Genomic DNA, 25,089 nt, shown 5'->3' with positions numbered 1-25,089 from the left:
TAGTGTAGGCTTTTTTTATATATATAAACAATCAAAAATGGATAATACAATTTTAATTATAGCTAGTGTTGCTGTTGGAGCTATAGTAGGTTTTATAATAGCAAAAATACTAGAGAGGAATAATGCTTCTAAGCTTGTAAAAAGCGCAAAAAAATCTGCTTCGGCAATTATTAAAGAAGCAAATGTTGAAGGTGATGGGATTAAAAAAGGAAAAATACTTCAAGCAAAAGAAAAATTTTTAGAGCTTAAATCAGAACATGAAAAGGTTATTTTATCTCGAGACAAAAAAATGGCTGAAGCCGAAAAAAGAATAAGAGATAAAGAGTCTCAGATTTCTAGCGAGCTATCTAAAAATAAAAAACTAAATGTAGATATTGAAGGAAAGGTTAAGGATTATAACCATAGACTAGATGTATTAGATAAAAAACAAGAAGAGTTAAACAGATTGCATAAAAGCCAAGTAGAACAGCTAGAAGTTATATCTAGTTTGTCTGCAGATGAAGCTAAATCTCAGTTAGTAGAATCTTTAAAAGGTGAAGCAAAAAGTGACGCTATGGCTTATGTCCAAGATAAAATGGAAGAAGCAAAGTTAACAGCTCAACAAGATGCTAAGAAAATTATTATTAATACAATACAACGTATTGGAACAGAAGAAGCAGTAGATAATTGTGTGTCTGTATTTAATATAGAAAGTGATGATGTTAAAGGTCGTATTATTGGTCGTGAAGGACGAAACATACGTGCTATAGAAGCTGCAACAGGAGTAGAGATTATTGTAGATGATACTCCAGAAGCAATTATACTATCATGTTTTGACTCAGTTAGAAGAGAAGTTGCACGTTTATCACTTCATAAATTAGTAACAGATGGACGTATCCATCCAGCACGTATTGAAGAAGTTGTTAAAAAGACTCAAAAACAAATAGAACAAGAAATAATTGAAGTAGGTAAGCGTACTGTTATAGATTTAGGTATTCATGGATTACATCCAGAATTAATAAAAATGGTTGGACGTATGAAATACCGTTCTTCTTACGGACAAAATTTATTACAGCACTCTCGTGAAGTTGCTAAACTTTGTGGTGTTATGGCTGCAGAATTAGGTTTAAACCCAAAGTTAGCTAAACGTGCAGGATTATTACACGATATAGGTAAAGTACCAGATGCAGAAGCAGATATGGAAACACCACATGCTATTTTAGGTATGCAATGGGCTGAAAAATTTGGAGAGAAACCAGACGTTTGTAATGCAATTGGAGCACACCACGATGAAATAGAAATGAAATCTTTATTGTCACCAATAATTCAGGTTTGTGATGCTATTTCAGGAGCAAGACCAGGAGCTAGACGTCAAGTATTAGATAGTTATATACAACGTCTAAAAGATCTTGAGGATATTGCATTTGGGTTTAATGGAGTTAAAAAAGCTTATGCTATTCAAGCAGGTAGAGAATTACGTGTAATAGTTGAAAGTGAAAAAGTAACTGATCAAATTGCTGCAGATTTATCATTTAATATATCACAGAAAATCCAAACAGATATGACTTATCCTGGACAAGTAAAAGTTACAGTAATTAGAGAAACCAGAGCAGTTAATATTGCAAAATAAAATTTAATGCAATTTAATATATTTAAAAATCCAGCTTATTGCTGGATTTTTTTATTGGGTATAGTAATAATAAAAGTAGTACCTACATTTATCTGACTTGTAACATCAATCATTCCTCCAAAAGCTTCTATCTGATTTTTTACTAAGTATAACCCAACACCTTCTGCTTCGGGATTTTGGTGAAATGTTTTATATAATCCAAATACAGAATCTCCATATTTGTCTAAGTCAATTCCAATTCCATTATCGCTAATTTTTAATACCAGATTTTCTTTTTTATTCTCTAAAGAAATAGTAATTAATGGCTTACGATCTGGATGCTTGTACTTTATAGCATTAGTCAATAAATTTTGTATTATGCTTTCTAAATATGAGGCATCGTAGTTAATATAAATACTTGGATCTATAGTGTTTCTTATGTCTGCATTTGCGCCTTTTATTATCAACTCTAAACTATCCAAAATTGAGTTAACTTCTATTGCTAAAAATAGTTTCTCAATTTTAAGTGTTTTTTTATTTTCTATTGAAACAACCTGATTAAGATTTTTTATAGTTTTAGTTAAAGATTTAGATACTGTTTTTAGGTGTGTTATTAGTTCCTTTTTCTCTATTTCTGTATTAGCTTCGTCATGAAACTCTAAAATACTCTCAAAGTTACCAGCATGCTGTTTTAAATTATGAGAAACTATATATGCAAAATTTTGTAATTTATTATTTTGCTTAGTAATTATATTGAGCGAGTTAGTAAGGTTGCTTTCAAACTCTTTTCGTTCTGTTATATCTGTATGTGTTCCAATAATTCTTAGAGGTTTACCATTTCTGTCTCTTTCTATAACTTTTCCTTTATCAAGTATCCATTTGTAAGTATTGTTTTTTGTCAATACTCTATGTTCATTATAATAATCAGGGTTAATTCCAGAAATATGATTATTAAAATCTTCAAAATATTTTGCTCTGTCTTCAGGATGTACTCTATCATCCCATTCTTTACTTGAGGATGCAATTTCATGGCTTTTAAAACCTAAAATGTTTTTAGATTCTTCAGAATAAAAAACGGTATTGGATTTAGCATCCCAATCCCACATGCCTATACCAGAATTTTTTAAGGCATATTGCCATTTAGCACATTTTTCTTGTTTACTGATTTTTTTGTTTGTAAATATCATAAGTAGGTAACAAATTTGGGGTTTGTTACTACAAAAATGAAAAACTATGGGTTCTTTACATTTTTTTTATACTATAAATTTAGGGTAGTTGATAAAACGCACTTTAACAAGATAAAGTGCAGATTTAATCGATGAAATACATAGGTAAAATTAAATTTTATTATTCGGCATCGTAATTATAAAGGTAGTTCCTTTATTTACTTCACTTTCAATATCAATTTTACCGTTAAACGCTTCAACTTGATTTTTAACTAAATATAAACCAACACCTTCGGCTTCTGGGTTATGATGAAAAGTTTTGTAAAGACCAAAAATAGAATCGCCATACTTTTCTAAATCTATACCTATACCATTATCTTCAATCTTTAAAATTAGATTGTCATTATCTTCTTCCAAAGTCACATTTACAATAGGATCTCTATCTGGATGTTTATATCTTAAAGCGTTAGAAAGAGTATTTTGAAAAATGCTTTCAAAATAGGAGTGGTTGTAGTATATATAATATTTTGGATCTATTTTATTATTAATAACAGCATTGTTTTCAGTAATAACAAAGTTTAAACTTTGTATAATACCATCTAATTCTTTTGCAAAATAAAGTTTAGATATTTTGGTGTTATTAGTGTGTTGTACAGATACAATTTCTTTTAAACTACTTATAGTTTTTGTAAGAGAGTTTGATAAAGTACTTAAGTAATTTATAATTTCTATTTTTTCTTTTTCACTCTCAGCTTCTTTATAAAAACCTAATAAACTTTCAAAATTACCAGCGTGTTGCTTTAAATTGTGAGTTACTATATGTGCAAAATTTTGAAGTTTAATGTTTTGTTTGACTACCAAATCTAAAGTTTCTTGGACTTTTTGATCGTTTTCTGCATACTCTGTAATGTCAACGTGTGTACCAATTATTCTGGTTGCTGCTCCAAATTGATCTTTTTCTATTATTTGCCCTCTATCTAAAACCCATCTATATGATCCGTCTTTATGTAGCACTCTATGCTTATTCTCATAAAATGGTTTTAATCCTTTTAAATGATCTTGGAAATCTTTAAAGTATTTTTCTTTATCTTCTGGGTGTACACGATTATTCCAATCGTTTGGATTTTTTCCAAAATTGGAATCATCTTCAAAACCTATTATTGCTTTTGAAGGTTTAGAAAAAAAGACTTGATTAGTGGATGCACTATAATCCCAGATACCAACTTTAGATATTTCTAGAGCAAGTTGCCATTTCTCATTTTCAAAATGAGGTGTGTTTGGATTTAAGTGAATACCATTAAATAACTCTGACATAAAGTAGGTTTTTTAATCAAGTTAGTTTTAGGGATTCAGTCTAAAATTTTAGACAAAACAAATATATAAAATTTTATCGTTTAAAAACAAATAAATTCGATAAAACGCATCATTTTCTAGGATGAAAGTTATTGATAACTGTAGTTAAATGACTTCGATCTATATGTGTATAAATTTCTGTAGTTGTGATACTTTCATGACCTAACATTAATTGTATAGCTCTTAAATCGGCTCCATTTTCTAGTAAATGGGTTGCAAAAGAGTGTCTAAATGTATGAGGTGAAATGGTTTTATTAAGATTAATTTTTATTGCTAACCTTTTAATTATAGTAAAAATCATTGCTCTAGTAAGTTGTTTTCCTCTTCTGTTTAAAAACAATATATCTTGATGCTCTGGATGAATATTAAGATGGGTTCTAATTTGCTTCTTGTAAATGTTAATATACTTTTGTGTGTCTTCTAATATGGGAACAAAGCGTTGTTTATCTCCTTTACCAGTTACTTTTAAAAAACCTTCTTCAAAAAATAGATCCGAAATTTTCAAATCTGTTAATTCGCTAACACGTAAACCACAACTATATAAAACTTCAAGTATTGCTCTGTTACGCTCGCCTTGAGGATGACTTAAATCTATTGCTTTAATAAGGTTGTTTATTTCTGTCTCGCTTAATGTATCTGGTAGTTTTCTACCGATTTTTGGAGATTCAATAGTGTCTATAGGGTTGTCTTTTCTGTAATCTTCAAATACTAAATAGGTAAAAAAACCTTTTAAACCAGAGATTAATCTTGATTGAGATCTTGCATTTAATGTTTTAGCAACGTTATATATAAAATCCTTAATAGTCTCATTATCAATTGTTATTGGCGTTTTAGATATTTTATTTGTTTCTAGATAGTCAATTAGTTTTTTTACATCTAAAATGTAACTATTAATAGAGTTTTGAGATAAACCTCTCTCAATTTTTAAATATAGTGTATAATCTGTTAATGCTTGAACCCATTTCATATACTATAAAGATAAAACATTAAAAGAGCCAAAAAAAATATGTTTTATAACTAATTGATTTTCAGGTGTAAAAAAAAGAGATGTTAATAAAAATGTTAATAACTTGTTAATAACCTCAAGTTGGCACTAAAATATTTTATAGATTGAACTTTATTAATCATATAAAACTAATTAAATTATGAAAAAATTATTAATGATTGCTGCTGTTGCAGTATTTGGATTATCAAGTGTTAACGCACAGAATGCTCAGTTTGGACTTACAGCAGGTTATTTAAGTGCAACTGGTTCTGCAGAGTCTGGAGGTATTTCAATTTCTGCTACAGAGTCTGGTTTTTATATTGGAGGTGTCGCTGATATTGAAATTTCGGATGTATTTCATGTTCAACCTGAAGTAGTATATGCTAGTACAGGTGACGATGGAGGAGATGGTATAGCTATTCCAATTATGGCTAAATACTATGTTTCTGACAAGTTTAATATTCAAGCTGGACCACACTTTGATATATCTTTAGAAGATATTCCAGAAGATTTTACAGGATTTGGAATTTCTTTAGGAGCTGGTTTAGGGTATGATATTGATGATAATTTCTTTGCAGAAGCAAGATATTCTTTTCAATTAAATGACTACTATACTGGTGATTTAGATGTTAGTACGACTACAAATTTATTGATGGTTGGTGTTGGATATAAATTCAACTAATTTATTATCAAAAAAATATTTTAAAACCGAAGCTTAACTCGCTTCGGTTTTTTTATACCATAACTTTTGTATTTTTACAGTATGAAAAAACTAATCATCATTAATGGTCCAAATCTAAATTTGTTAGGTAAACGCGAACCAAATATATACGGAAGCTTAAGTTTTACGGAGTTTTTAGATGAAATAAAAACAAAATATCCAAAAGTATCTATTGAGTATTTTCAATCAAATATTGAAGGAGAATTAATTGATAAATTACATGAAGTTGGTTTTAGTCATGATGGAATAGTTTTAAATGCTGCAGCATATACGCATACTTCTGTTGGAATTGCTGATGCAGTAAAAGCTATTGAAACTCCTGTAGTAGAAGTACACATATCTAACACTTTTGGTAGAGAAGAGTTTAGACACCATTCTTTTATATCTCCAAATGCAAAAGGAATTATACTTGGTTTTGGACTACAAAGTTATGAGTTGGCAATCCAGAGTTTTTTGTAAATAAAAAGATAAAATTATATACAAAAAAGACGAATCAATTATGATTCGTCTTTTTCTATTTTAAAACTATTTTTATTTTATAAATGTATTACCTCATCATATGCAGCTGCAACAGCTTCCATAACAGCTTCACTCATAGTTGGGTGAGGATGAACAGCTTTTAATACTTCATGACCTGTAGTTTCTAGCTTACGACCTAAAACTGCTTCTGCGATCATGTCTGTAACACCAGCTCCAATCATATGACAACCTAACCACTCACCATATTTTGCATCAAAAATTACTTTTACAAAACCATCTTTAGCTCCAGAAGCACTAGCTTTACCAGAAGCAGAGAATGGAAATTTTCCAACTTTAATATCGTAACCTTGCTCTTTTGCTTGTTTTTCTGTTAAACCAACACTTGCAATTTCTGGGCTTGCATAAGTACAACCAGGTATATTACCATAGTCTAAAGCTTCAACATGCATTCCTGCAATTTTTTCTACACATAAAATCCCTTCAGCAGAAGCAACGTGTGCTAAAGCTTGTCCAGGAGTTACATCTCCAATTGCGTAATATCCAGGGATGTTTGTTTGGTAATAATCGTTTACTAAAATTTTGTCTCTGTCTACAGCAATACCAACATCTTCTAAACCAATATTTTCAATATTAGTTTTAATACCTACAGCACTTAAAATAATATCTGCTTCTAAAACTTCTTCACCTTTAGCAGTCTTTACTGTAGCTTTTACACCTTTTCCAGAGGTGTCTACACATGTTACCTCTGCAGAAGTCATTATTTTTATACCACTTTTCTTGAAGCTTTTTTCTAATTGCTTAGAGACATCAATATCTTCAACAGGTACTACATTTGGTAAATATTCTACAATAGTTACATCAGTTCCCATTGAGTTATAGAAATAAGCAAACTCAACACCAATAGCGCCAGAACCAACAACAATCATCTTTTTTGGTTGAGTTGGTAATGTCATTGCTTCTCTGTAGCCAATTACTTTTTTACCATCTTGTGGTAAACTAGGTAACTCTCTAGATCTTGCTCCAGTTGCAATAACTATATGGTCTGCACTATATACTGTTCCGTCTACTTCAACTTTTTTACCTGCTTTTAATGTTCCAAAACCATTGATTACATCAATTTTGTTTTTTTTCATTAAAAACTGAACACCTTTACTCATGCCTTCAGCAACACCACGACTACGTTTTACTACTGCATCAAAATCTTTATCGTATTCTTTTACAGACAAACCATAATCACTAGCATGTTTTAAATATTCAAAAACCTGAGCAGATTTTAGTAATGCTTTAGTTGGAATACAACCCCAATTTAAACATACACCACCAAGACTTTCCTTTTCAACAACAGCAGTTTTAAGGCCTAATTGAGAAGCGCGTATAGCAGTTACATAACCACCAGGTCCACTTCCAAGAACAATAACATCGTATTTACTCATTCTATTATTTTTTGTAGTTTTTAAGAAGCTACGAAGTTACAAAACCAAATTTGAATAAAGAATTTAGAATCTGAAAAATTACAATCATAAATCATCAGTAAAATGACGACGACCTTTAGATTTTTTAAATTTTTCTTTATTGTAGTGCTTTGATTGACCTTTTGGTATTGATAGTGACTGCCAATCTTCATTTTTAATAAGTGTACCAATAAATACTATTTGACCTATGTGGTAGGAGTAGTGTGCTAATTGCCTGTTAATAGCTTCTGTTATTGTATGACCTTGATTTCTGATATAAACAATACGTTCTAAATCATTGTCATTTAAAGGTTTGATAGCGTTAAATAGGCAATTCCAACCTGTGTTCCAAGATTCTAAAAGTGCTTCTTTAGAAGTAAAAGTGTTATCAAATTCAGTGTCTCTGTGTCTCCATTCTTTTTCGCCATCTTCGGTTAAAAAATTAGTCCAACGCGATAACATATTACCAACAATATGTTTGGTTATAATAGCTATTGAATTAGTATAGGAGTTTGGTTTAAAACACAATTCTTCAAAGCTTAATTGCTCAAAGGTTTTATCTCCTAAACATTTATAATACTCAAATTGTTTAATTGTACTTGGTAAATAATTACTCATCACTAGGTTTAAAATTTAATGCAACACCATTTATACAATGTCTTTTTCCAGTGGTTTCTTTTGGACCATCATTAAAAACATGCCCTAAATGTCCACCACAAGTCGCACAATGTTCTTCGTCTCTTGTATATCCAATTTTGGTATCTGTTCCAAATGCAACGTTACCTTCAATTTCTTGATCAAAACTTGGCCAACCAGTTCCAGAATCAAATTTATTTTCACTTTTAAAAAGTGGTGTGTCGCAAGCAGCACAATTATATGTGCCTTCTCTATATTCTTTATTTAAAGCACTTGAAAAAGCACGCTCTGTTCCAGCTTCTCTTAATACATAATACTCCATTTCAGACAATTCAGCTTTCCATTGTTGATCTGTTTTTGATATTTTAAGAGATTCTTTTTTTTCTTTTGTAATGCTGTCTTGTGCATTTGATTTACAATTAAACAGAGCTAATAGTAATAATATCGCAATTTTTTTCATAATTTTTAATTTATTATAAAGATATCGTAAAATTTTAAATTTGAATTATTGTAGTCGTTAACTTAAATTAAAAATAACATTTTAATGTTTGTAATTTTAAGTGTAACTTTTCAACTTATAATTAATTTATTTAAATGAAAATTTTACACGTCAGCGCAGAATGTTATCCTATTGCAAAAGTTGGAGGATTAGCAGATGTAGTTGGAGCTTTACCTAAATATCAAAACAATTTAGGGCATCCAACCTCTGTGATAATGCCTTTTTATGATAATAAATTTACGCAAACAAATACTTTTTCTAAGATTTATGAAGCGACATTAATTTTAGGAGAATCACAATTTGTGTTTAATATTTTAAAAACAAAAGACAAAATTTTAGATTTTGATGTGTTTTTTGTTGATATACCAGAATTACTTTTTAAAGATTACGTGTATTCTGCAGATGATACCAATCGCTTTTTAGCATTTCAAATAGCAGTTTTAGATTGGATTTTAATTTTAAAAGAGCAACCAGAAATTATACATTGTCACGACCATCATACAGGATTAATTCCATTTATGCTTCAAGAAAGTTTTAAATATCAAAGTCTAAATAAAATTCCAGTTATTACTACAATACATAATGCGCAATACCAAGGTTGGTTTGGGTATGATAAGTTGCATTTAATTCCAGAGTTTGATAGTTCAAAAACAGGATTGTTAGATTGGAATAATACTATCAATCCTCTAGCTGCAGCTATTAAATGTGCTTGGCGTGTCACAACTGTATCACCAAGTTATATGGAAGAACTTAAAGAAAACGCTAATGGATTAGAAGCATTATTAAGTCATGAAACTAATAAATGTGTCGGAATTTTAAATGGAATAGATACACAAGTTTGGAACCCAGAAACTGACCATTATATTATTAAAAATTACAATATAAAAACTGTACGATCTGGAAGACAAGGCAATAAGAAATGGTTATGTAAACAATTTAATTTAGACGAAACCAAACCACTTTTTGCATTTATAGGTCGATTGGTTGGAGAAAAAGGTGTTGATGTTTTTTCTGAAGTATTTAAAAATAGTTTAGAAAAAGAAGATATTTCAATTTTAGTTTTAGGTTCAGGACAAGCAGAAACAGAAAATGAATTAAATAACCTAAAAGCATCCTTTAAAGGAAAATATAATGCGTATATTGGTTATGACGAAAGACTATCACACATTATTTATGCAGGAGCAGATTTTTTATTAATGCCATCAAGGGTAGAACCTTGTGGACTTAATCAAATGTATGCTTTACGTTATGGAACAATACCAATAGTTAGAAGTATTGGTGGATTAAAAGATACTGTTATCGATATAAATAATGATGGTTTTGGACTTTGTCATAATAATGTAAATGCGGAAGAAGTAGAGTATGCAATACAAAGAGCAACTCTACTATATAATGACAAAACTAAATTTAAATCAATTAGAAAAAAAATAATGACCATAGACCATTCTTGGGATGTGTCTGCAAAAGAATATATCAATTTATACCAATCAATATACTAGCAAATATGATTAACAATAAAGTACTTTCTATAATTTTAGGAGGAGGACAAGGTTCCAGATTATACCCTTTAACAGCCGATAGATCTTAACCAGCAGTACCAATAGCAGGTAAATATAGATTGGTGGATATACCTATTTCTAATTGTATAAACTCAGATATTAAAAGGATGTATGTGTTAACACAGTTTAACTCTGCATCTTTAAATAAACATATAAAAAACACCTACCATTTTAGTTTTTTTAGCTCAGCTTTTGTGGATGTTTTGGCAGCAGAACAAACTATGCAAAGTGATAAATGGTTTCAGGGTACAGCAGATGCAGTAAGACAAAGTATGCATCATTTTTTACAAAATGATTTTGAGTATGCTTTAATACTTTCTGGAGATCAATTATACAATATGGATTTGCAAGATATGATTGATAAACACGAAGCAAGTAATGCAGAAATATCTATTGCAACTTATCCAGTAAACGCAAATGATGCAACTGGATTTGGACTATTAAAAACCGACGATGATAACATAATTACTTCTTTTATAGAAAAACCAGCAGCAGAATTGTTACCAGATTGGACCTCTGATGTTAGTGATGAAATGAAAAGTGAAGGCAGAAATTATCTAGCCTCTATGGGCATTTATATTTTTAATAGAGACTTATTAATTAAATTAATGGAAAATCCTGATACCATAGATTTTGGAAAAGAAATTATTCCGCAATCCATACATAAACATAAAACACTAAGTTATCAATATGAAGGATATTGGACAGATATTGGTACAATAGATTCTTTTTTTGAAGCCAATATTGGTTTAACAGACGATATACCCAAATTTAACCTTTATGCAGATGATCGTGTGTATACAAGAGCAAGGATATTACCAACATCTAAAATATCTGGAACACTTTTAAATAAAACAGTAATTTCTGATGGTTGTATTATTCATGCAGCAAAAATAGAAAGAAGTGTTATTGGTATACGATCCAGAATAGGTAAAGAATCTGTCATACTAAACACATATATGATGGGTAATAATACTTATGAATCTTTAAAAACAATTGAAGACAATAAAATTGAAAACCTATTAGGAATAGGTGATAGGTGTTATATAAATAACTGTATAATAGATAAAAATTGCAGAATTGGTGATGATGTCAAAATAGAAGGAGGACCAAATTTAAAAGATATCGAAACTGATACTTACCTAATTAAAGACGGTATAGTTGTTATTAAAAAAGGAGCTACAATTCCAAAAGGAACAATAATTAAATAAAGCTTACACAAAAACTATATGTCTAAAGTAATAGCGCATAGCTTATTTACAGATTTTGATATTAATTTATTTAAATCAGGAAAACATTATAAGTTATATGAAAAATTTGGCTCTCATGTCATAACATTAAATGGAGTAGAAGGTACTTATTTTTCAGTTTGGGCACCAAGTGCAAAACAAGTATCTGTAATTGGAGATTTTAATTATTGGAAAGCAGGAGAACATATTTTAAATGTACGTTGGGATGAAAGCGGAATTTGGGAAGGTTTTATACCAAATATTGGAAAAGGTACAACATATAAGTACAAAATAGAAAGCCACAATAATGGAATTGTAACCGAAAAAGCAGATCCTTACGCTAGACGTTATGAGCATAACCCAAAAACAGCATCTATAGTTTGGGAAGACGATTATAGTTGGAAAGACAGTAAATGGATGTTATCCAGAAAGAAAAAAAATGCTCTAGATGCACCATACTCAGTCTACGAAGTCCACTTAGGCTCTTGGAAAAAACAAATAGAAGAAAATCGTTTTTTATCCTATATCGAATTGGCTGATGATTTAGTTAACTACGTCAAAGAGATGAACTTTACACATGTCGAGTTGATGCCAATTATGGAGTTTCCTTACGATCCAAGTTGGGGTTATCAAGTTACAGGTTATTTTGCACCAACATCACGATTTGGTTATCCAGAAGAGTTTAAACTTTTAGTAGATAAATTACACGAAAATAATATAGGAATCATATTAGATTGGGTGCCATCACACTTCCCAGAAGATGCACATGGACTTGGTTTTTTTGATGGTTCATGTTTATATGAGCATCCAGATAAACGTAAAGGCTACCATCAAGATTGGAAAAGTTTAATATTTAATTATGGACGTAATGAAGTTAAGTCTTTTTTAATTAGTAACGCCTTATTTTGGTTGGATCAATATCATGCAGATGGATTACGTGTAGATGCGGTAGCGTCTATGTTATTTTTAGATTATAGTAGAGAAGAAGGCGAGTGGGAACCTAACATTTATGGTGGAAGAGAAAACTTAGAAGCAATTGCTTTTATGAAAGAATTAAATCAGGCTATCTATGGTAATTTTCCAGATGTACAATCTATAGCAGAAGAGTCTACTGCATTTCCAGGTGTATCAAAACCTGTGTTTTTAGGAGGCTTAGGATTTGGTATGAAATGGATGATGGGTTGGATGCATGATACACTTCAATATTTTGCAAAAGAGCCTATTTATAGAAAACACCATCAAAACGACATCACGTTTTCAATGACCTATGCATTTACCGAAAATTTTATGCTTCCTTTAAGTCATGACGAAGTGGTGTATGGTAAAAAATCTATATTAAATAGAATGCCTGGAGACGAGTGGCAAAAGTTTGCAAATTTACGTATGCTTTATGGTTATATGTTTACACATCCTGGAACAAAACTATTGTTTCAAGGCGCAGAATTTGGTCAAAGTGAAGAATGGGATTTTCAAACTAGTTTAGATTGGCACTTATTACAATATAAGCCACATAAAGGCATGCAAGAGTACATAAAATCCATAAATGCTTTATATAAATCTCAACCAGCTTTACATGAAAAACAATTCTCGCATGATGGTTTTGAGTGGATTGATTATGGAGATGCAGAACATTCTGTCTTAGTATATATTAGAAAAGGGAACAAACCAAAAGATAACCTTGTAATAGCTTGTAATATGACACCAGTTCCTTTGGAAAACTACAGAATAGGCTTACCTAAAAAAGGAAAACTTACACAAATATTTAATAGTGATGATAAATCATATTTTGGTACTGGAGATTTTGAAAATAAAAACTTGACATCCCAAGCTAAGTTATGGCATTCTAGAAAAAACTCGATAGAAATTACAATTCCTCCATTAGGAATGGTTGTTTTTAAATATCAATAAATTTAATATTACTAAAACCTTTATTTTCATTAATTAAATTAATGATTCTTCAATTTTTAATATCGAAAACGATATAGTTAATAATTCTTAATAATTACAACTATTATTGCTTTTAAAGACTGTGAAAATTCCGTTTTTTTACATATTAATGACCCAATAATATTGCAATTATGATTGTAAACACAGAATTAGAACAAAAAGGAAATTTATTTCCTTCAGAAATAATAAACTACAAAAAGGATGTAGATACACTTCATTTTTTTTCAAAAAATGGTGTTGTATTACAAGTCACAGTTGTTAGAGACAGTGTAATACGTTTTAGATACAGTACAACCGGAAAATTTGAAAAAGATTTTTCTTATGGAGTCACAATACATGCAAGTAGAGGTTATAGTTTTTTAGATGTTACTGAAACAGATACACATTATATAATTACAACTAAAAAACTAATTTGTGAAGTTGAAAAATTAAGCATGCAAGTTGCTTTATTTGATGCTATTGATAAGAAACTAATTAACAAAGACGAAATAGGTTTTCATTGGGAAGAAAGCTATGAGTTTGGAGGAGACATTGTAAAAATGAGTAAGGTTTGTCAAAAAGCTGAAAGTTTTTATGGACTAGGAGACAAACCTGTAGATGTTAATTTAAAAGGAAAGCGATTCGAAAATTGGGCAACAGACTCTTACGCATTTGGTAAAAATACTGACCCAATCTATAAGGCTATTCCATTTTATACAGCAATTCATGATAATAGATCTTACGGTATTTTCTTTGATAACACATTTAAATCTCATTTCGATTTTGCACACGAAAGAAGAAATGTAGCCAGTTTTTGGGCTCAAGGTGGAGAAATGAATTATTATTTCATTTATGGACCACAAATGGAAGATGTCGTTAAAAACTATACAGATTTAACAGGAAAACCACATGCTTTACCACCATTATGGGCTTTAGGGTTTCACCAATGTAAATGGTCATATTATCCAGAAGCAAATGTAAAAGAAGTAACAAATACATTTAGAGACTTAAAAATTCCTTGTGATGCAATCTATCTAGATATAGATTATATGGATGGTTTTAGATGTTTTACTTGGGATAAAAACCATTTTCCAGACCCTAAACGAATGGTTAAAGAGCTTGAAGACGATGGTTTTAAAACTGTTGTAATTATAGATCCAGGAATTAAAATAGATTTAGAATACGATGTTTTTAAAGAAGCATTAGATAAAGATTATTTCTGTAAACGTGCAGATGGACCATACATGAAAGGAAAAGTTTGGCCAGGAGAATGTTATTTTCCAGACTATACAAAACCAGAAGTTAGAGAATGGTGGTCAGGTTTGTTTAAAGAACTAATTGAAGACATTGGTGTAAAAGGTGTGTGGAATGATATGAATGAGCCAGCAGTAATGGACGTTCCTAATAAATCATTTCCAGATGATGTACGTCATGATTATGATGGTAATCCTTGTTCACACAGAAAAGCGCACAATATCTATGGTACACAAATGGCTCGTGCTACTTACCATGGTTTAAAAAAGTACGCCTACCCAAAAAGACCTTTTGTAATTACAAGATCAGCCTATTCTGGAGCACAACGTTATACATCCACTTGGATGGGAGACAATGTTGCAACTTGGGAACATCTAGCAATAGCCAACAACCAAGCGCAACGTATGGCAATGTCTGGTTTTTCTTTTGCAGGAAGTGATATTGGTGGTTTTGCAGAACAACCTCAAGGCGAGTTGTTTGCACGTTGGATACAATTAGGAGTATTTCATGCATTTTGTAGAGTACATTCTTCTGGTGATCATGGAGATCAAGAACCTTGGGTTTTTGGGGAAGAAATTACAGGTATAGTAAGAAAGTTTGTTGAATTGAGATATCAGCTTTTACCATATTTATATACTGCATTTTGGAAGTATATAAACGATGGAACGCCAATACTAAAATCGTTAGTTTTATACGATCAGGAAGATCATGGAACCCACTATAGAAGTGATGAGTTTATTTATGGTGAACAAATTTTAGTTTGCCCAATTCAAGAACCAAATGCAAAAGGTAGACGTATGTATGTACCAAAAGGTAATTGGTATAACTTCTGGACAGATGAAGTTGTAGAAGGCGGAAAAGAAGTATGGGTAGATGCAGATTTAGACAGCATGCCAATATTTATAAAAGAAGGAGCAGTAATACCTAAATATCCTGTACAACAATATGTTGGAGAAAAGAAATTTGATGAAATAACTTTAGATATATATTACAAAGAAGGAAAAGAATCTTCAAAATTATATGATGATGCACATGATGGATATGATTATAAAAAAGGAAGATTTAGTTTACGTACTTTTAAAGTTACAGGTAAAAAAGAAGAATTAATTTTACAACAGCATAAACGCGGAGATTTTAATGCTGAGTATAGTAAGTTTAACCTTGTGTTTCATAATTTACCATTTACAATTACTTCTTTCCAAATTGATAATGTAGAGATTGATTTGAAAAAAGTAGATACTAATGGTTTTCAGTCTATTTCTGTTGAAAAAGAGTTTACAGAAATTCACCTATTTGGAAAACAATAGTATAAATAATACAGTTTAAAGACTATTTTTAACGTTTATCGATATTTCTTTACAATGAAATTAAGGCAATGAGTAATTTTGGCTAAGTTTTTGTAGTTTTATAAAAGAATAAATAATATTTACCATGAAATTTAAAAACACAATAGTAGTAACACTAACATTAATAATGTTTTTGTCTTGTGCAACAAACCCATTTACTGGAAAAAAAACTTTAGCATTTGTGTCTAATGCACAATTGTTTCCAACTGCATTTGCACAATATAACCAAGTACTTACTGAAAGTAAAGTAGAGACTGGAACAACTCGTGCAGATATGATTAAACGTGTAGGACAGCGTATTGCTGTAGCTGCGGAACGTTGGTTAAACGCAAATGGTCAACAAGGTTACTTAAATGATTATAAATGGGAATACAACTTAATTAACGAGGATATTGTTAATGCGTGGTGTATGCCAGGAGGTAAAATAGTATTTTATACTGGGATTTTACCAGTTGCAGAAAACGAAACAGCTATAGCTGCAATTATGGGTCATGAAGTTGCACACGCACTAGCTAATCATGGACAGCAACGTATGAGTGCTGGAATGTTACAACAAGGATTAGCTGTTGCTGGAAATATTGCAATAAAAGATGATAAGACTAGAAATGCTTTTAACCAATATTATGGTGTAGGATCTAGTGTTTTAGGAATGTTACCTTTTAGTAGAAGTCATGAAACAGAAGCAGACAGAATAGGTTTGTATTTAACAGCATTAGCTGGATATAATCCAGATGAGGCTGCAGAATTATGGAAACGTATGGCAAAAGCAAGTGGAGGACAAGCACCACCAGAATTTTTAAGTACGCATCCAGCAAATCAAACACGTATAACTAATTTAACTGCATTAGCGCCAACTGCTAAAGCTGAAGCTAAAAAGTTTGGTGTATCAAGTTTTAGACCTTTAGGTAAATATTAAGTTACTTTTAAAAATATTTAATTACTTTCGAAGCTGCTCTTTATAAAAGAGCAGCTTTTGTATTTTTATACATTAACTAACAACTAATAAATGGCAAAACTAGAAAAAGGAAGTAAAAAACTACTTAACGCTTGGGCATTTTATGATTGGGCAAATTCAGTTTACACTTTAACTATTGCGTCTTCTATATTTCCTATATTTTATTCTGCATTATTTGTTTCTCAAACAGAAAAAGTAGTACATGCTTTTGGAATGGTTTTTAAAAGCACAGCTTTAATTACTTATGTTACAGCATTTACATTTTTAGTAGTGGCTTTTACATCACCAATTTTATCTGGTATTTCAGACTATGTTGGTAACAAGAAAAATTTTTTAAAATTTTTCTGTTATGTAGGAGGTCTTGGATGTATTGGGCTATACTGGTTTAGTTTAGAAAGTATTCATTTAAGCTTGTTATTCTATTTTATGGGATTAATTGGATATTGGGGAAGTTTGGTGTTTTATAATTCTTATTTGCCAGATATTGCTTATCCAGAACAACAAGATAGTATTAGTGCTAAAGGATTTAGTTTAGGTTATGTTGGTAGTGTACTACTATTATTAATAAATCTTTTTATGGTTTTGCGTCCAGAATTATTATCCATCGAAGATAATATAACAGAAAATGGAAAGGTTATAGAAACCGCTTCACAAGTAGCAATGCGTTACTCTTTTATAATGGTTGGTATTTGGTGGATTGGGTTTAGTCAATATTCATTTTACATCTTGCCTAAAGGTGTATCTAAAGGACATAAAGTTACAAAAGCGGTTGTTTTTAATGGATTAAAAGAATTAAAAACAGTGTGGATACAATTAAATCAAAACCTTAGATTAAAACGTTATTTAGTAGCATTTTTTGTGTTTAGTATGGCAGTACAAACTATAATGTTGGTAGCAGTCTATTTTGGAGAAGAAGAAATTGCTTGGGGAGGCTCTGATGCTAAAACTATGGGTTTAATAGTAAGTATTTTAATTATTCAATTAGTAGCAATACTAGGTGCTTTTTTAACCTCTAGAGCATCTGCAAAATACGGAAATATTAAGACACTTATAATTGTAAATTGTATTTGGATGGCTTTATGTTTTTATGCCTATTTTATGGTAACACCAATACAGTTTTATATAGCAGCTGGATTTGTTGGTTTGGTTATGGGTGGAGTACAGTCTTTAGCAAGATCTACATATTCAAAGTTTTTACCAGAGACAGAAGATACAACCTCATATTTTAGTTTTTACGATGTAGCAGAAAAAATAGGAATTGTAATTGGTATGGTGATTTTTGCTACTATAGACCAAATAACAGGAAGTATGCGTAATGCCATCTTGTTTTTATTTGTATTTTTCTTAATTGGTATTGTCCTACTTTTTAGAGTTCCTAAACAAGGAGAATTAAATTAATTTGTTAAGTTTGTTTATCAATAATTTTTTATAAAATGAAAAAAATACTTTTACCACTTTTATCTCTTACTTTAGTTTTGTTAGTTTTTAGTTGCGAAAATGAACCTTTAGATGGTTTTGACTTAACAAACAATACCAATACAGCTGGATCTACAGGGCCAACAGGATTAGGAAGTGTTAATAATGTTCAAGAAGAAACTTCTTCTGGAGATTATTGGCCTAGAGAAATTAATAATGAATGGGATTTTAATTCAACTTATTATGGATCTGTAAGTTATAGTATGGTTTCTATAGAAACTATTGACGGATTTGATTATTATAAGTTTGATTACTTATTTGGAGCTGAAGCTTATTTAAGAAAATCTGGTGATGTATACTATACGAGACAATCTGCTGATAATTTTCCAATACCTGGATATGATATTTCAACTTCTGATATTGAAGTTGCGTTACTTAAAGATAGTGCTCTAGTAGGAGAGACATGGTCAACAGAAGTTGATTATGTTGTATCGTATACACCAAATCAAGCAGGTTTTCCTGAAATTCCAGACATACCTGTTCAGGCTAACTATACTTTTGAAATGATTGGAAGAGATTTAACAAGAACTGTAGAAGGTAATGATTATACAGATGTATTGCATGTTAAATTAGCACTAACAATACCAGGAAATACAACAGTAGATTATACAGATTACTACTATGCCAAAAATGTAGGGTTAATAGAGTCTATTGGTTCTGCAGATCATAGTGCTTTAACATCATATTCTTTAAATTAGAACACAAATATTATTATAAAAAAAGCCACTATAAAAAATAGTGGCTTTTTTTTATTAAATAAATTTTTCTAACCACTAATATCTCCAGAACCAGTCACTTTAGTATCCACTTTTTCAGGGTTTCCACTATAATCGATATCACCAGAACCAGTGACACGTGCTTTTAATTTCTTTTTTGCGACAACTTCTACATCTCCAGAACCAGTCACTTTAGCTTCTGTATAATCTGCTTCAAGGTTAGTACCATGAAAATCTCCAGATCCAGTAACACTAGCTTCAAGGTTAGTAGTGTTTCCAGTTAAAGTTAAATCTCCAGATCCAGTAACACTAGCTTCAACACTTTGTGCTTTTACATCTAAAGTTACATCTCCAGAACCTGATACTTTTGCTTCAAAATCATTAGAATCTATTGTAGAGTTACAAGTTACATCTCCAGAACCAGAAAGCGATACTTTATCAATATCCTTAAAAGGAATAGTGATTGTTATAGTCTTACTTCCGCTTGGTTTTAGATTAATGTTATTTTTTGCTTTTACAATTAATCCGCCAGATTCTACATCTGTTAAGATGTATTCTAGAAGGTTACTTTCTCCTTTAATAGTTATGTTACCTTCTGTACCTTCTATAAGTTTAAAATCCATCCAACCAGCTAATCTTATAGCGTCGTAATCTGATGTGCTTCTAGTTATAGTAGTTACTTCTCCATTTCCTTTAATGGTTTTCCCATTTCCCCATTGTGCATTACATGATGTAAAAGCAACAAGAGCTAATCCTAATAATAAAGTTTTTTTAAGTGTTTTACTAACACTATTCTTATTGTTTAAGTGTTTGTGATTTTTTTTTGAAAAGTTCATGATGATTTGTTTTAGATTAATAGCTTATTTTTCTTCAAAAGTGACGCTTCCGTATTCTGAGTTTATTTTAATTAAATTCCCTGAGTTTTTTTTATAATGGTAACCAGAATAATATTTATCTGAATGTTGTACTTTTTTTGTTTCCATTTCAAAATTATTGTCACCTTTTAAACTTCCATATTCTAAATCTATTTCAAAATCAAAAGCATACTCAGGATCAATTCCAATTTTTGTGCCAACATAATCAGAGTCTATCGTTATGTTCTCTGCATTTTTGGTCATTTTACCTATTTTAATTGAGCCATAATCAGCATTAATGTTAACGTTTTTATACACGTCACCAAGCACGACTGTAAGGTAGTCTCCATTTCCGTTTATGTTGTTTAGTTTGTTGACTCTTAAACTTCCGTAATCGCAATTATACTCTATGTTTTCTGCAATTTCTACAAGCGACTTTGTGTAATCCGCAATAATGCCTAAAGTTTTAGTCTTAGCTACAGTGAAGCCACTATAATCTGCATTGATTTTTCCGTTTTTAATATATTCAAAATAACAATTATTAGAGTAATCAAAATTAAGATTAGTGTTATCTCCCAATAACTCTTTAGTTGTAATTTTACCATAGTCACAATTAATTTCGCAATGACCTTCAAGCGTATCTAAATTGATACTTCCGTAATCATTATTTAAATTGACATTGTTAGTTATTGGCATTTTAACAACATAATTTATTTTCATATTAACATTGTTATTATTAGACCAACTCCACCAAGAGTTTTTCTTCTTTTTCCCAATAATCGTTTCGGCTGATACTAAACTTGAAGTTGCTGAAAACTCGACATCAATATCATCTAATTTTTTTTGTACTTCTTCAGCATCATTACCATTTGTAGTTATAGTAATTTCAAATTCAATAGTATTTCCAGTCCAAGTGACGATATCTAAATTACCATATTTATTAGCTATTTTTAAGGTAGCATTTGAATTAACTGTAAAGGCTTTAGTTATTGTTTTCTTTTTGGTATGCTTACCATCCATATCTCCAGTATTGGAAAATGCTATTAGCGGAAGTAGTAGGCAAAAAGCTAGTTTATATAGTTGTTTCATAGTTGTTTTGTTTTAATATTTTTAACTCTTCTATTTTTAAAAGGGTGTTTTGTAATAAGTCTATTCTGTTTTGAAAGTTGGTAATCATAGCGTAAATAACACGTTGGTCTTCTCCACTTTCTGTTAAGTTTATTTTTAAAGATTGGTATTCTTTTTCTAATTGCTCTAATCTTAATAAGGCATCGTTTACCAGCTTTTCTGTTTCTGGACTTTTTTCTGTGTTTAACTTATTTAACTCATAAGTAATAGTATTTGAAAAAAAGTTTTGAGTTTCAGCTAATTCTGGTGATACGCTTGCTAAATCTTTATGACTAGATTCTGCTTTTACATTAAACGTAATAGTTAAAATTAACGCTATTGATGCAGCAATACCTAATAAAGGTTTCCAGTAACTAGTTTTTGTACTAGCTACTTTAGTGTCGTTTTTAACATTATTTAATTTTTCTAAAAAACGTTGTTGATGTCCAGTACTTGGTGCTTGTATATCAAACTGGTTTTCTAAATCACTAAATAGTTTTTCTATATTATCCTTCATAACAATTAGTTTAATTGTTCTAATTTTTTTCTTAGACTGTCTTTAGCTCTAGAGATGGTTGTTCTACAGTTAGCATGACTTATTTGCATTATTTCGCTAATTTCTTCATTATCATAACCTTCAATTAAATTTAAGGTTAAGGCAATTCTGTAATTAGATTTTAAATCATTTAAAGTGTCTAAAATTTGTTTTGCTTTAACAGAAGTAAATTCGGTTGTTGTGTCTATTCCTTGTTGATCTTCAATTTTATAAAGCACATCGTCCAAAGCAACTTCATCCTTTTTTTTGTTTTTATTAAAAGCGTGTATGCTATTATTAATAACAATACGTTTTAACCAAGCACTAAATGTGCTTATTTGTTTTAGTTTATCCAACTTAGTAAATGCAGTCAAAAAAGAATCTTGCATTATATCTTCGGCTTCAAAACTATCCTTGACAATTCTTAACGAGGTATTATACATCGCTTTATAATATCTATTATAGATTTCCAATTGCGCCAATTGGTTACCTGATAGACAAAGCGCAACAAGTTGCTCGATATTTTGATGGGTTAGTGTCAAAAAATGGTTTGTTTATTATAAAGAGGAAAGTTAAAACACTTTGTTACACTTTCATTAAAAAAAGTTATAGTTTAATTTAATTATTGGCACATTAATTGAAATTTTAATAGTCAAACACAGTTATTGTTTATGGTTATTAGCAAGTATATCAATACAATAGCAGTAGTTTAATATAATTATTAAAAAACAAATAGTTTAAATGCCACTAATAAAGTGACATTTTGGCTTATATATGCATATGAAAAAATCTAACTTTATATCACTTGACAGTTTGTCATTGCAGGATTTTGATGAAAACTTAGAGTTAATTCCGTTAATGACACCTGAAGATGAAGAAAAAATAGCAAAGGAAGAATTACCAGAATCTTTACCAATATTATCATTACGTAATACAGTATTATTTCCAGGAGTTGTAATACCAATTACTGCAGGACGAGATAAGTCTATCAAATTAATTAATGATGCTAATAAAGGCGGAAAAGTGGTTGGTGTTGTCTCTCAAATTGATGAAGCTGTAGAAGACCCAAAAGCAGAAGACCTACATCAAGTTGGTACTGTTGCTAGGATTTTAAAAGTTTTAAAAATGCCTGATGGTAACACAACAGTAATTATACAAGGTAAAAAACGATTTGAAATTGATAAAGTCTTAACGGAAGAGCCTTATATAAAAGCAACAGTAAAAGAAGTACCTCAAGCAAAACCTGCTGCTAAAAATAAAGAGTTTGCAGCTATAATAGAATCTATTAAAGAGCTTGCTGTACAAATAATAAAGGATAGTCCAAACATTCCAACAGAAGCTACTTTTGCTATTAAAAACATCGAGAGTGATTCGTTTTTAATCAATTTTGTTTCGTCTAACATGAATTTAAATGTAGACGAAAAACAAGCACTTTTAGAAATGAATCATCTTAAAGATCGTGCTTTAGAAACCTTACGTTTTATGAATGTTGAGTTTCAGAAATTAGAACTTAAAAACGACATTCAGTCTAAAGTGCAAAGCGATTTAAATCAGCAACAACGTGAGTATTTTTTAAATCAGCAATTAAAAACCATCCAAGAAGAATTAGGAGGAGGTAATGCAGAGGAGATTGAAGATATGAAGAAGCGTGCTAAATCTAAAAAATGGGACGAAAAAGTTGGAAAGCATTTTGACAAAGAATTAGCAAAAATGACACGTATGAATCCTCAAGTTGCCGAGTATTCTATACAACGTAACTATTTAGACTTATTTTTAGATTTACCTTGGAACGAGTTTAGCAAGGATAAATTTGATTTAAAACGTGCCGAAAAAATATTAGATCGTGACCACTATGGTTTAGACGATGTTAAAAAAAGAATTATCGAGCATCTTGCAGTTTTAAAACTGCGTAACGATATGAAGTCGCCAATTTTATGTTTGTATGGTCCTCCAGGAGTTGGAAAAACTTCTTTAGGAAGATCTGTTGCAGAAGCTTTAGGACGTGAGTATGTACGTATGAGCTTAGGTGGTTTACGTGACGAAGCAGAAATACGTGGACATCGTAAAACCTATATTGGTGCAATGCCAGGACGTATCATTCAAAACTTGAAAAAAGCAGGAACCTCTAATCCAGTATTTGTTTTAGACGAGATTGATAAACTGTCAAATTCTAATCAAGGAGACCCATCTTCTGCATTACTAGAAGTATTAGATCCAGAACAAAATGCTGAGTTCCATGATAATTTCCTAGAAATGGGTTATGACCTATCTAAGGTTATGTTTATTGCTACTTCTAACAGTTTAAATACCATTCAGCCAGCTTTAAGAGACAGAATGGAAATTATAAACGTTACTGGTTATACTATTGAAGAAAAGGTAGAAATAGCCAAACGTCATTTATTACCTAAACAATTAAAAGAGCATGGTTTAACAGACAAACATTTAAAAATTGCAAAACCACAATTAGAAAAAATTGTGGAAGGTTATACGCGTGAGTCTGGTGTACGTGGACTAGAAAAGCAATTAGCAAAAATGGTGCGTTATGCAGCAAAAAGCATTGCTATGGAAGAAGACTATCAAGTAAAAGTTACAGATGCTATTATTGTAGATGTACTTGGTGAACCAAAGCTAGAACGCGATAAATACGAAAACAATAATGTTGCAGGAGTAGTTACAGGATTAGCTTGGACTAGAGTAGGAGGCGATATTTTGTTTATAGAATCAATTTTATCTAAAGGTAAAGGATCTTTAAATATTACAGGAAACTTAGGTAAGGTAATGAAAGAGTCTTCTACAATTGCAATGGAGTTTATTAAAGCACATGCAGAAGAACTTAATATAAAACAAGAAGTATTTGAAAACTATAACGTACACATCCACGTTCCAGAAGGTGCAACACCAAAAGATGGACCAAGTGCTGGTGTAACGATGTTAACCTCTTTAGTCTCTTTATTTACGCAACGTAAAGTAAAGAAAAGTTTAGCCATGACTGGAGAAATTACACTTCGTGGGAAAGTTTTACCAGTTGGTGGAATAAAAGAAAAAATATTAGCTGCAAAACGCGCAAAAATAAAAGAAATCTTACTTTGTGAAGATAATAGAAGAGATATAGAAGATATTAAACCAGAATATTTAAAAGGACTAACGTTTCATTATGTAACAGATATGTTAGAGGTTATCGATATCGCAATCACAAAACAGAAAGTAAAAAACGCAAAAAAATTATAAAAAGTTTCGCTTAAGCGGAAATAAA

General features: G+C 30.6%; 20 protein-coding genes and 1 pseudogene. 11 read left to right on the top strand and 10 right to left on the bottom strand.

Features of this window, described 5'->3' with window-relative positions; translation table 11 throughout:
* The first annotated feature begins 37 nt into the window (after positions 1-37).
* On the top strand, positions 38-1,609 hold the full coding sequence (gene rny / locus SJY17_RS12635) for a ribonuclease Y (RefSeq protein WP_397362922.1): 1,572 nt from the start codon (positions 38-40) through the stop codon (positions 1,607-1,609).
* Positions 1,610-1,644: 35 nt separating this feature from the next.
* On the opposite strand, the gene SJY17_RS12630 is transcribed toward rny, so the two are convergent.
* From SJY17_RS12630 to xerD, 3 genes are all read right to left on the bottom strand, one after another.
* Positions 1,645-2,775 (bottom strand): PAS domain-containing protein, encoded by a 1,131-nt coding sequence (locus tag SJY17_RS12630; protein ID WP_397362921.1) that lies wholly within the window; start codon positions 2,773-2,775, stop codon positions 1,645-1,647.
* 150 nt (positions 2,776-2,925) lie between these two features.
* The gene (locus tag SJY17_RS12625) at positions 2,926-4,068 is read right to left on the bottom strand and encodes a PAS domain-containing protein (protein ID WP_397362920.1); all 1,143 of its coding nucleotides are present in this window, start codon (positions 4,066-4,068) and stop codon (positions 2,926-2,928) included.
* Between the two features lie 109 nt (positions 4,069-4,177).
* Complete coding sequence (xerD, locus tag SJY17_RS12620; protein ID WP_397362919.1) at positions 4,178-5,074, bottom strand: site-specific tyrosine recombinase XerD; 897 nt, start codon at positions 5,072-5,074, stop codon at positions 4,178-4,180.
* 178 nt (positions 5,075-5,252) lie between these two features.
* Between xerD and SJY17_RS12615 the strand changes: the two genes are divergently transcribed.
* Positions 5,253-5,774 (top strand): porin family protein, encoded by a 522-nt coding sequence (locus SJY17_RS12615; RefSeq protein ID WP_397362918.1) that lies wholly within the window; start codon positions 5,253-5,255, stop codon positions 5,772-5,774.
* Positions 5,775-5,855: 81 nt separating this feature from the next.
* Positions 5,856-6,272, top strand: a complete 417-nt coding sequence (gene aroQ, locus SJY17_RS12610; protein WP_397362917.1) for a type II 3-dehydroquinate dehydratase — start codon at positions 5,856-5,858, stop codon at positions 6,270-6,272.
* A gap of 77 nt (positions 6,273-6,349) precedes the next feature.
* Here aroQ and lpdA read toward each other — a convergent pair whose 3' ends face one another.
* The 3 genes from lpdA to msrB all read right to left on the bottom strand — a co-directional run bounded on the left by lpdA (position 6,350) and on the right by msrB (position 8,840).
* The gene (gene lpdA, locus SJY17_RS12605) at positions 6,350-7,726 is read right to left on the bottom strand and encodes a dihydrolipoyl dehydrogenase (protein WP_397362916.1); all 1,377 of its coding nucleotides are present in this window, start codon (positions 7,724-7,726) and stop codon (positions 6,350-6,352) included.
* An 84-nt stretch (positions 7,727-7,810) separates the two neighbouring features.
* Positions 7,811-8,362, bottom strand: coding sequence for a DUF1572 family protein (locus SJY17_RS12600; protein ID WP_397362915.1), 552 nt, complete (start codon positions 8,360-8,362; stop codon positions 7,811-7,813).
* The gene (msrB, locus tag SJY17_RS12595; protein WP_397362914.1) at positions 8,355-8,840 is read right to left on the bottom strand and encodes a peptide-methionine (R)-S-oxide reductase MsrB; all 486 of its coding nucleotides are present in this window, start codon (positions 8,838-8,840) and stop codon (positions 8,355-8,357) included. Before msrB ends, SJY17_RS12600 begins: the two co-directional genes overlap by 8 nt.
* 134 nt (positions 8,841-8,974) lie before the next feature.
* Between msrB and SJY17_RS12590 the strand changes: the two genes are divergently transcribed.
* The 7 genes and pseudogenes from SJY17_RS12590 (at position 8,975) to SJY17_RS12560 (ending at position 19,322) form a co-directional block, all read left to right on the top strand.
* A complete protein-coding gene (locus SJY17_RS12590) occupies positions 8,975-10,378 on the top strand; it encodes a glycogen synthase (RefSeq protein ID WP_397362913.1) in 1,404 nt (467 codons plus the stop codon).
* A gap of 5 nt (positions 10,379-10,383) precedes the next feature.
* Positions 10,384-11,649 (top strand): annotated as a pseudogene (locus SJY17_RS12585) (glucose-1-phosphate adenylyltransferase).
* A gap of 18 nt (positions 11,650-11,667) precedes the next feature.
* Complete coding sequence (gene glgB, locus SJY17_RS12580) at positions 11,668-13,575, top strand: 1,4-alpha-glucan branching protein GlgB (protein WP_397362912.1); 1,908 nt, start codon at positions 11,668-11,670, stop codon at positions 13,573-13,575.
* A 170-nt stretch (positions 13,576-13,745) separates the two neighbouring features.
* Positions 13,746-16,154 (top strand): glycoside hydrolase family 31 protein, encoded by a 2,409-nt coding sequence (locus SJY17_RS12575; protein WP_397362911.1) that lies wholly within the window; start codon positions 13,746-13,748, stop codon positions 16,152-16,154.
* 124 nt (positions 16,155-16,278) lie between these two features.
* On the top strand, positions 16,279-17,109 hold the full coding sequence (locus SJY17_RS12570) for a M48 family metallopeptidase (protein ID WP_397362910.1): 831 nt from the start codon (positions 16,279-16,281) through the stop codon (positions 17,107-17,109).
* Positions 17,110-17,199: 90 nt separating this feature from the next.
* Positions 17,200-18,546, top strand: a complete 1,347-nt coding sequence (locus SJY17_RS12565; RefSeq protein ID WP_397362909.1) for an MFS transporter — start codon at positions 17,200-17,202, stop codon at positions 18,544-18,546.
* A gap of 35 nt (positions 18,547-18,581) precedes the next feature.
* Positions 18,582-19,322 (top strand): hypothetical protein, encoded by a 741-nt coding sequence (locus SJY17_RS12560; protein ID WP_397362908.1) that lies wholly within the window; start codon positions 18,582-18,584, stop codon positions 19,320-19,322.
* A gap of 68 nt (positions 19,323-19,390) precedes the next feature.
* Here SJY17_RS12560 and SJY17_RS12555 read toward each other — a convergent pair whose 3' ends face one another.
* Genes SJY17_RS12555 through SJY17_RS12540 form a run of 4 tightly spaced genes read right to left on the bottom strand, consistent with a single transcriptional unit; the run spans position 19,391 to position 22,378 of the window.
* Entirely contained in the window at positions 19,391-20,176 is a 786-nt protein-coding gene (locus SJY17_RS12555) for a head GIN domain-containing protein (RefSeq protein ID WP_397362907.1), read from the bottom strand.
* A 24-nt stretch (positions 20,177-20,200) separates the two neighbouring features.
* Positions 20,201-21,283, bottom strand: coding sequence for a hypothetical protein (locus SJY17_RS12550; protein ID WP_397362906.1), 1,083 nt, complete (start codon positions 21,281-21,283; stop codon positions 20,201-20,203).
* Complete coding sequence (locus SJY17_RS12545) at positions 21,267-21,818, bottom strand: hypothetical protein (protein WP_397362905.1); 552 nt, start codon at positions 21,816-21,818, stop codon at positions 21,267-21,269. Before SJY17_RS12545 ends, SJY17_RS12550 begins: the two co-directional genes overlap by 17 nt.
* A 5-nt stretch (positions 21,819-21,823) precedes the next feature.
* Positions 21,824-22,378, bottom strand: a complete 555-nt coding sequence (locus SJY17_RS12540; RefSeq protein WP_397362904.1) for an RNA polymerase sigma factor — start codon at positions 22,376-22,378, stop codon at positions 21,824-21,826.
* Between the two features lie 238 nt (positions 22,379-22,616).
* Between SJY17_RS12540 and lon the strand changes: the two genes are divergently transcribed.
* Positions 22,617-25,064: an endopeptidase La gene (gene lon / locus SJY17_RS12535; RefSeq protein WP_397362903.1), complete on the top strand. Its 2,448-nt coding sequence runs from the start codon at positions 22,617-22,619 to the stop codon at positions 25,062-25,064.
* Positions 25,065-25,089: the final 25 nt, after the last annotated feature.

This window comes from Olleya sp. R77988 (assembly GCF_044594215.1).
Lineage (GTDB): Bacteria > Bacteroidota > Bacteroidia > Flavobacteriales > Flavobacteriaceae > Olleya.
The sequence above is the reverse complement of the archived record's forward strand: the minus strand, read 5'-3'. Positions and strand labels throughout refer to the sequence as shown.

Excerpts from the sequence above, each read along its gene's own strand:
- rny (WP_397362922.1), top strand. The coding sequence starts at position 38 with ATGGATAATACAATTTTAATTATAGCTAGTGTTGCTGTTGGAGCTATA.
- lpdA (WP_397362916.1), bottom strand. The coding sequence starts at position 7,726 with ATGAGTAAATACGATGTTATTGTTCTTGGAAGTGGACCTGGTGGTTAT.
- glgB (WP_397362912.1), top strand. The coding sequence starts at position 11,668 with ATGTCTAAAGTAATAGCGCATAGCTTATTTACAGATTTTGATATTAAT.
- SJY17_RS12600 (WP_397362915.1), bottom strand. The coding sequence starts at position 8,362 with ATGAGTAATTATTTACCAAGTACAATTAAACAATTTGAGTATTATAAA.
- SJY17_RS12570 (WP_397362910.1), top strand. The coding sequence starts at position 16,279 with ATGAAATTTAAAAACACAATAGTAGTAACACTAACATTAATAATGTTT.
- SJY17_RS12590 (WP_397362913.1), top strand. The coding sequence starts at position 8,975 with ATGAAAATTTTACACGTCAGCGCAGAATGTTATCCTATTGCAAAAGTT.
- SJY17_RS12575 (WP_397362911.1), top strand. The coding sequence starts at position 13,746 with ATGATTGTAAACACAGAATTAGAACAAAAAGGAAATTTATTTCCTTCA.
- SJY17_RS12630 (WP_397362921.1), bottom strand. The coding sequence starts at position 2,775 with ATGATATTTACAAACAAAAAAATCAGTAAACAAGAAAAATGTGCTAAA.
- SJY17_RS12550 (WP_397362906.1), bottom strand. The coding sequence starts at position 21,283 with ATGAAACAACTATATAAACTAGCTTTTTGCCTACTACTTCCGCTAATA.
- SJY17_RS12615 (WP_397362918.1), top strand. The coding sequence starts at position 5,253 with ATGAAAAAATTATTAATGATTGCTGCTGTTGCAGTATTTGGATTATCA.
- xerD (WP_397362919.1), bottom strand. The coding sequence starts at position 5,074 with ATGAAATGGGTTCAAGCATTAACAGATTATACACTATATTTAAAAATT.
- msrB (WP_397362914.1), bottom strand. The coding sequence starts at position 8,840 with ATGAAAAAAATTGCGATATTATTACTATTAGCTCTGTTTAATTGTAAA.
- SJY17_RS12555 (WP_397362907.1), bottom strand. The coding sequence starts at position 20,176 with ATGAACTTTTCAAAAAAAAATCACAAACACTTAAACAATAAGAATAGT.
- SJY17_RS12560 (WP_397362908.1), top strand. The coding sequence starts at position 18,582 with ATGAAAAAAATACTTTTACCACTTTTATCTCTTACTTTAGTTTTGTTA.
- SJY17_RS12625 (WP_397362920.1), bottom strand. The coding sequence starts at position 4,068 with ATGTCAGAGTTATTTAATGGTATTCACTTAAATCCAAACACACCTCAT.
- SJY17_RS12565 (WP_397362909.1), top strand. The coding sequence starts at position 17,200 with ATGGCAAAACTAGAAAAAGGAAGTAAAAAACTACTTAACGCTTGGGCA.
- aroQ (WP_397362917.1), top strand. The coding sequence starts at position 5,856 with ATGAAAAAACTAATCATCATTAATGGTCCAAATCTAAATTTGTTAGGT.
- lon (WP_397362903.1), top strand. The coding sequence starts at position 22,617 with ATGAAAAAATCTAACTTTATATCACTTGACAGTTTGTCATTGCAGGAT.
- SJY17_RS12545 (WP_397362905.1), bottom strand. The coding sequence starts at position 21,818 with ATGAAGGATAATATAGAAAAACTATTTAGTGATTTAGAAAACCAGTTT.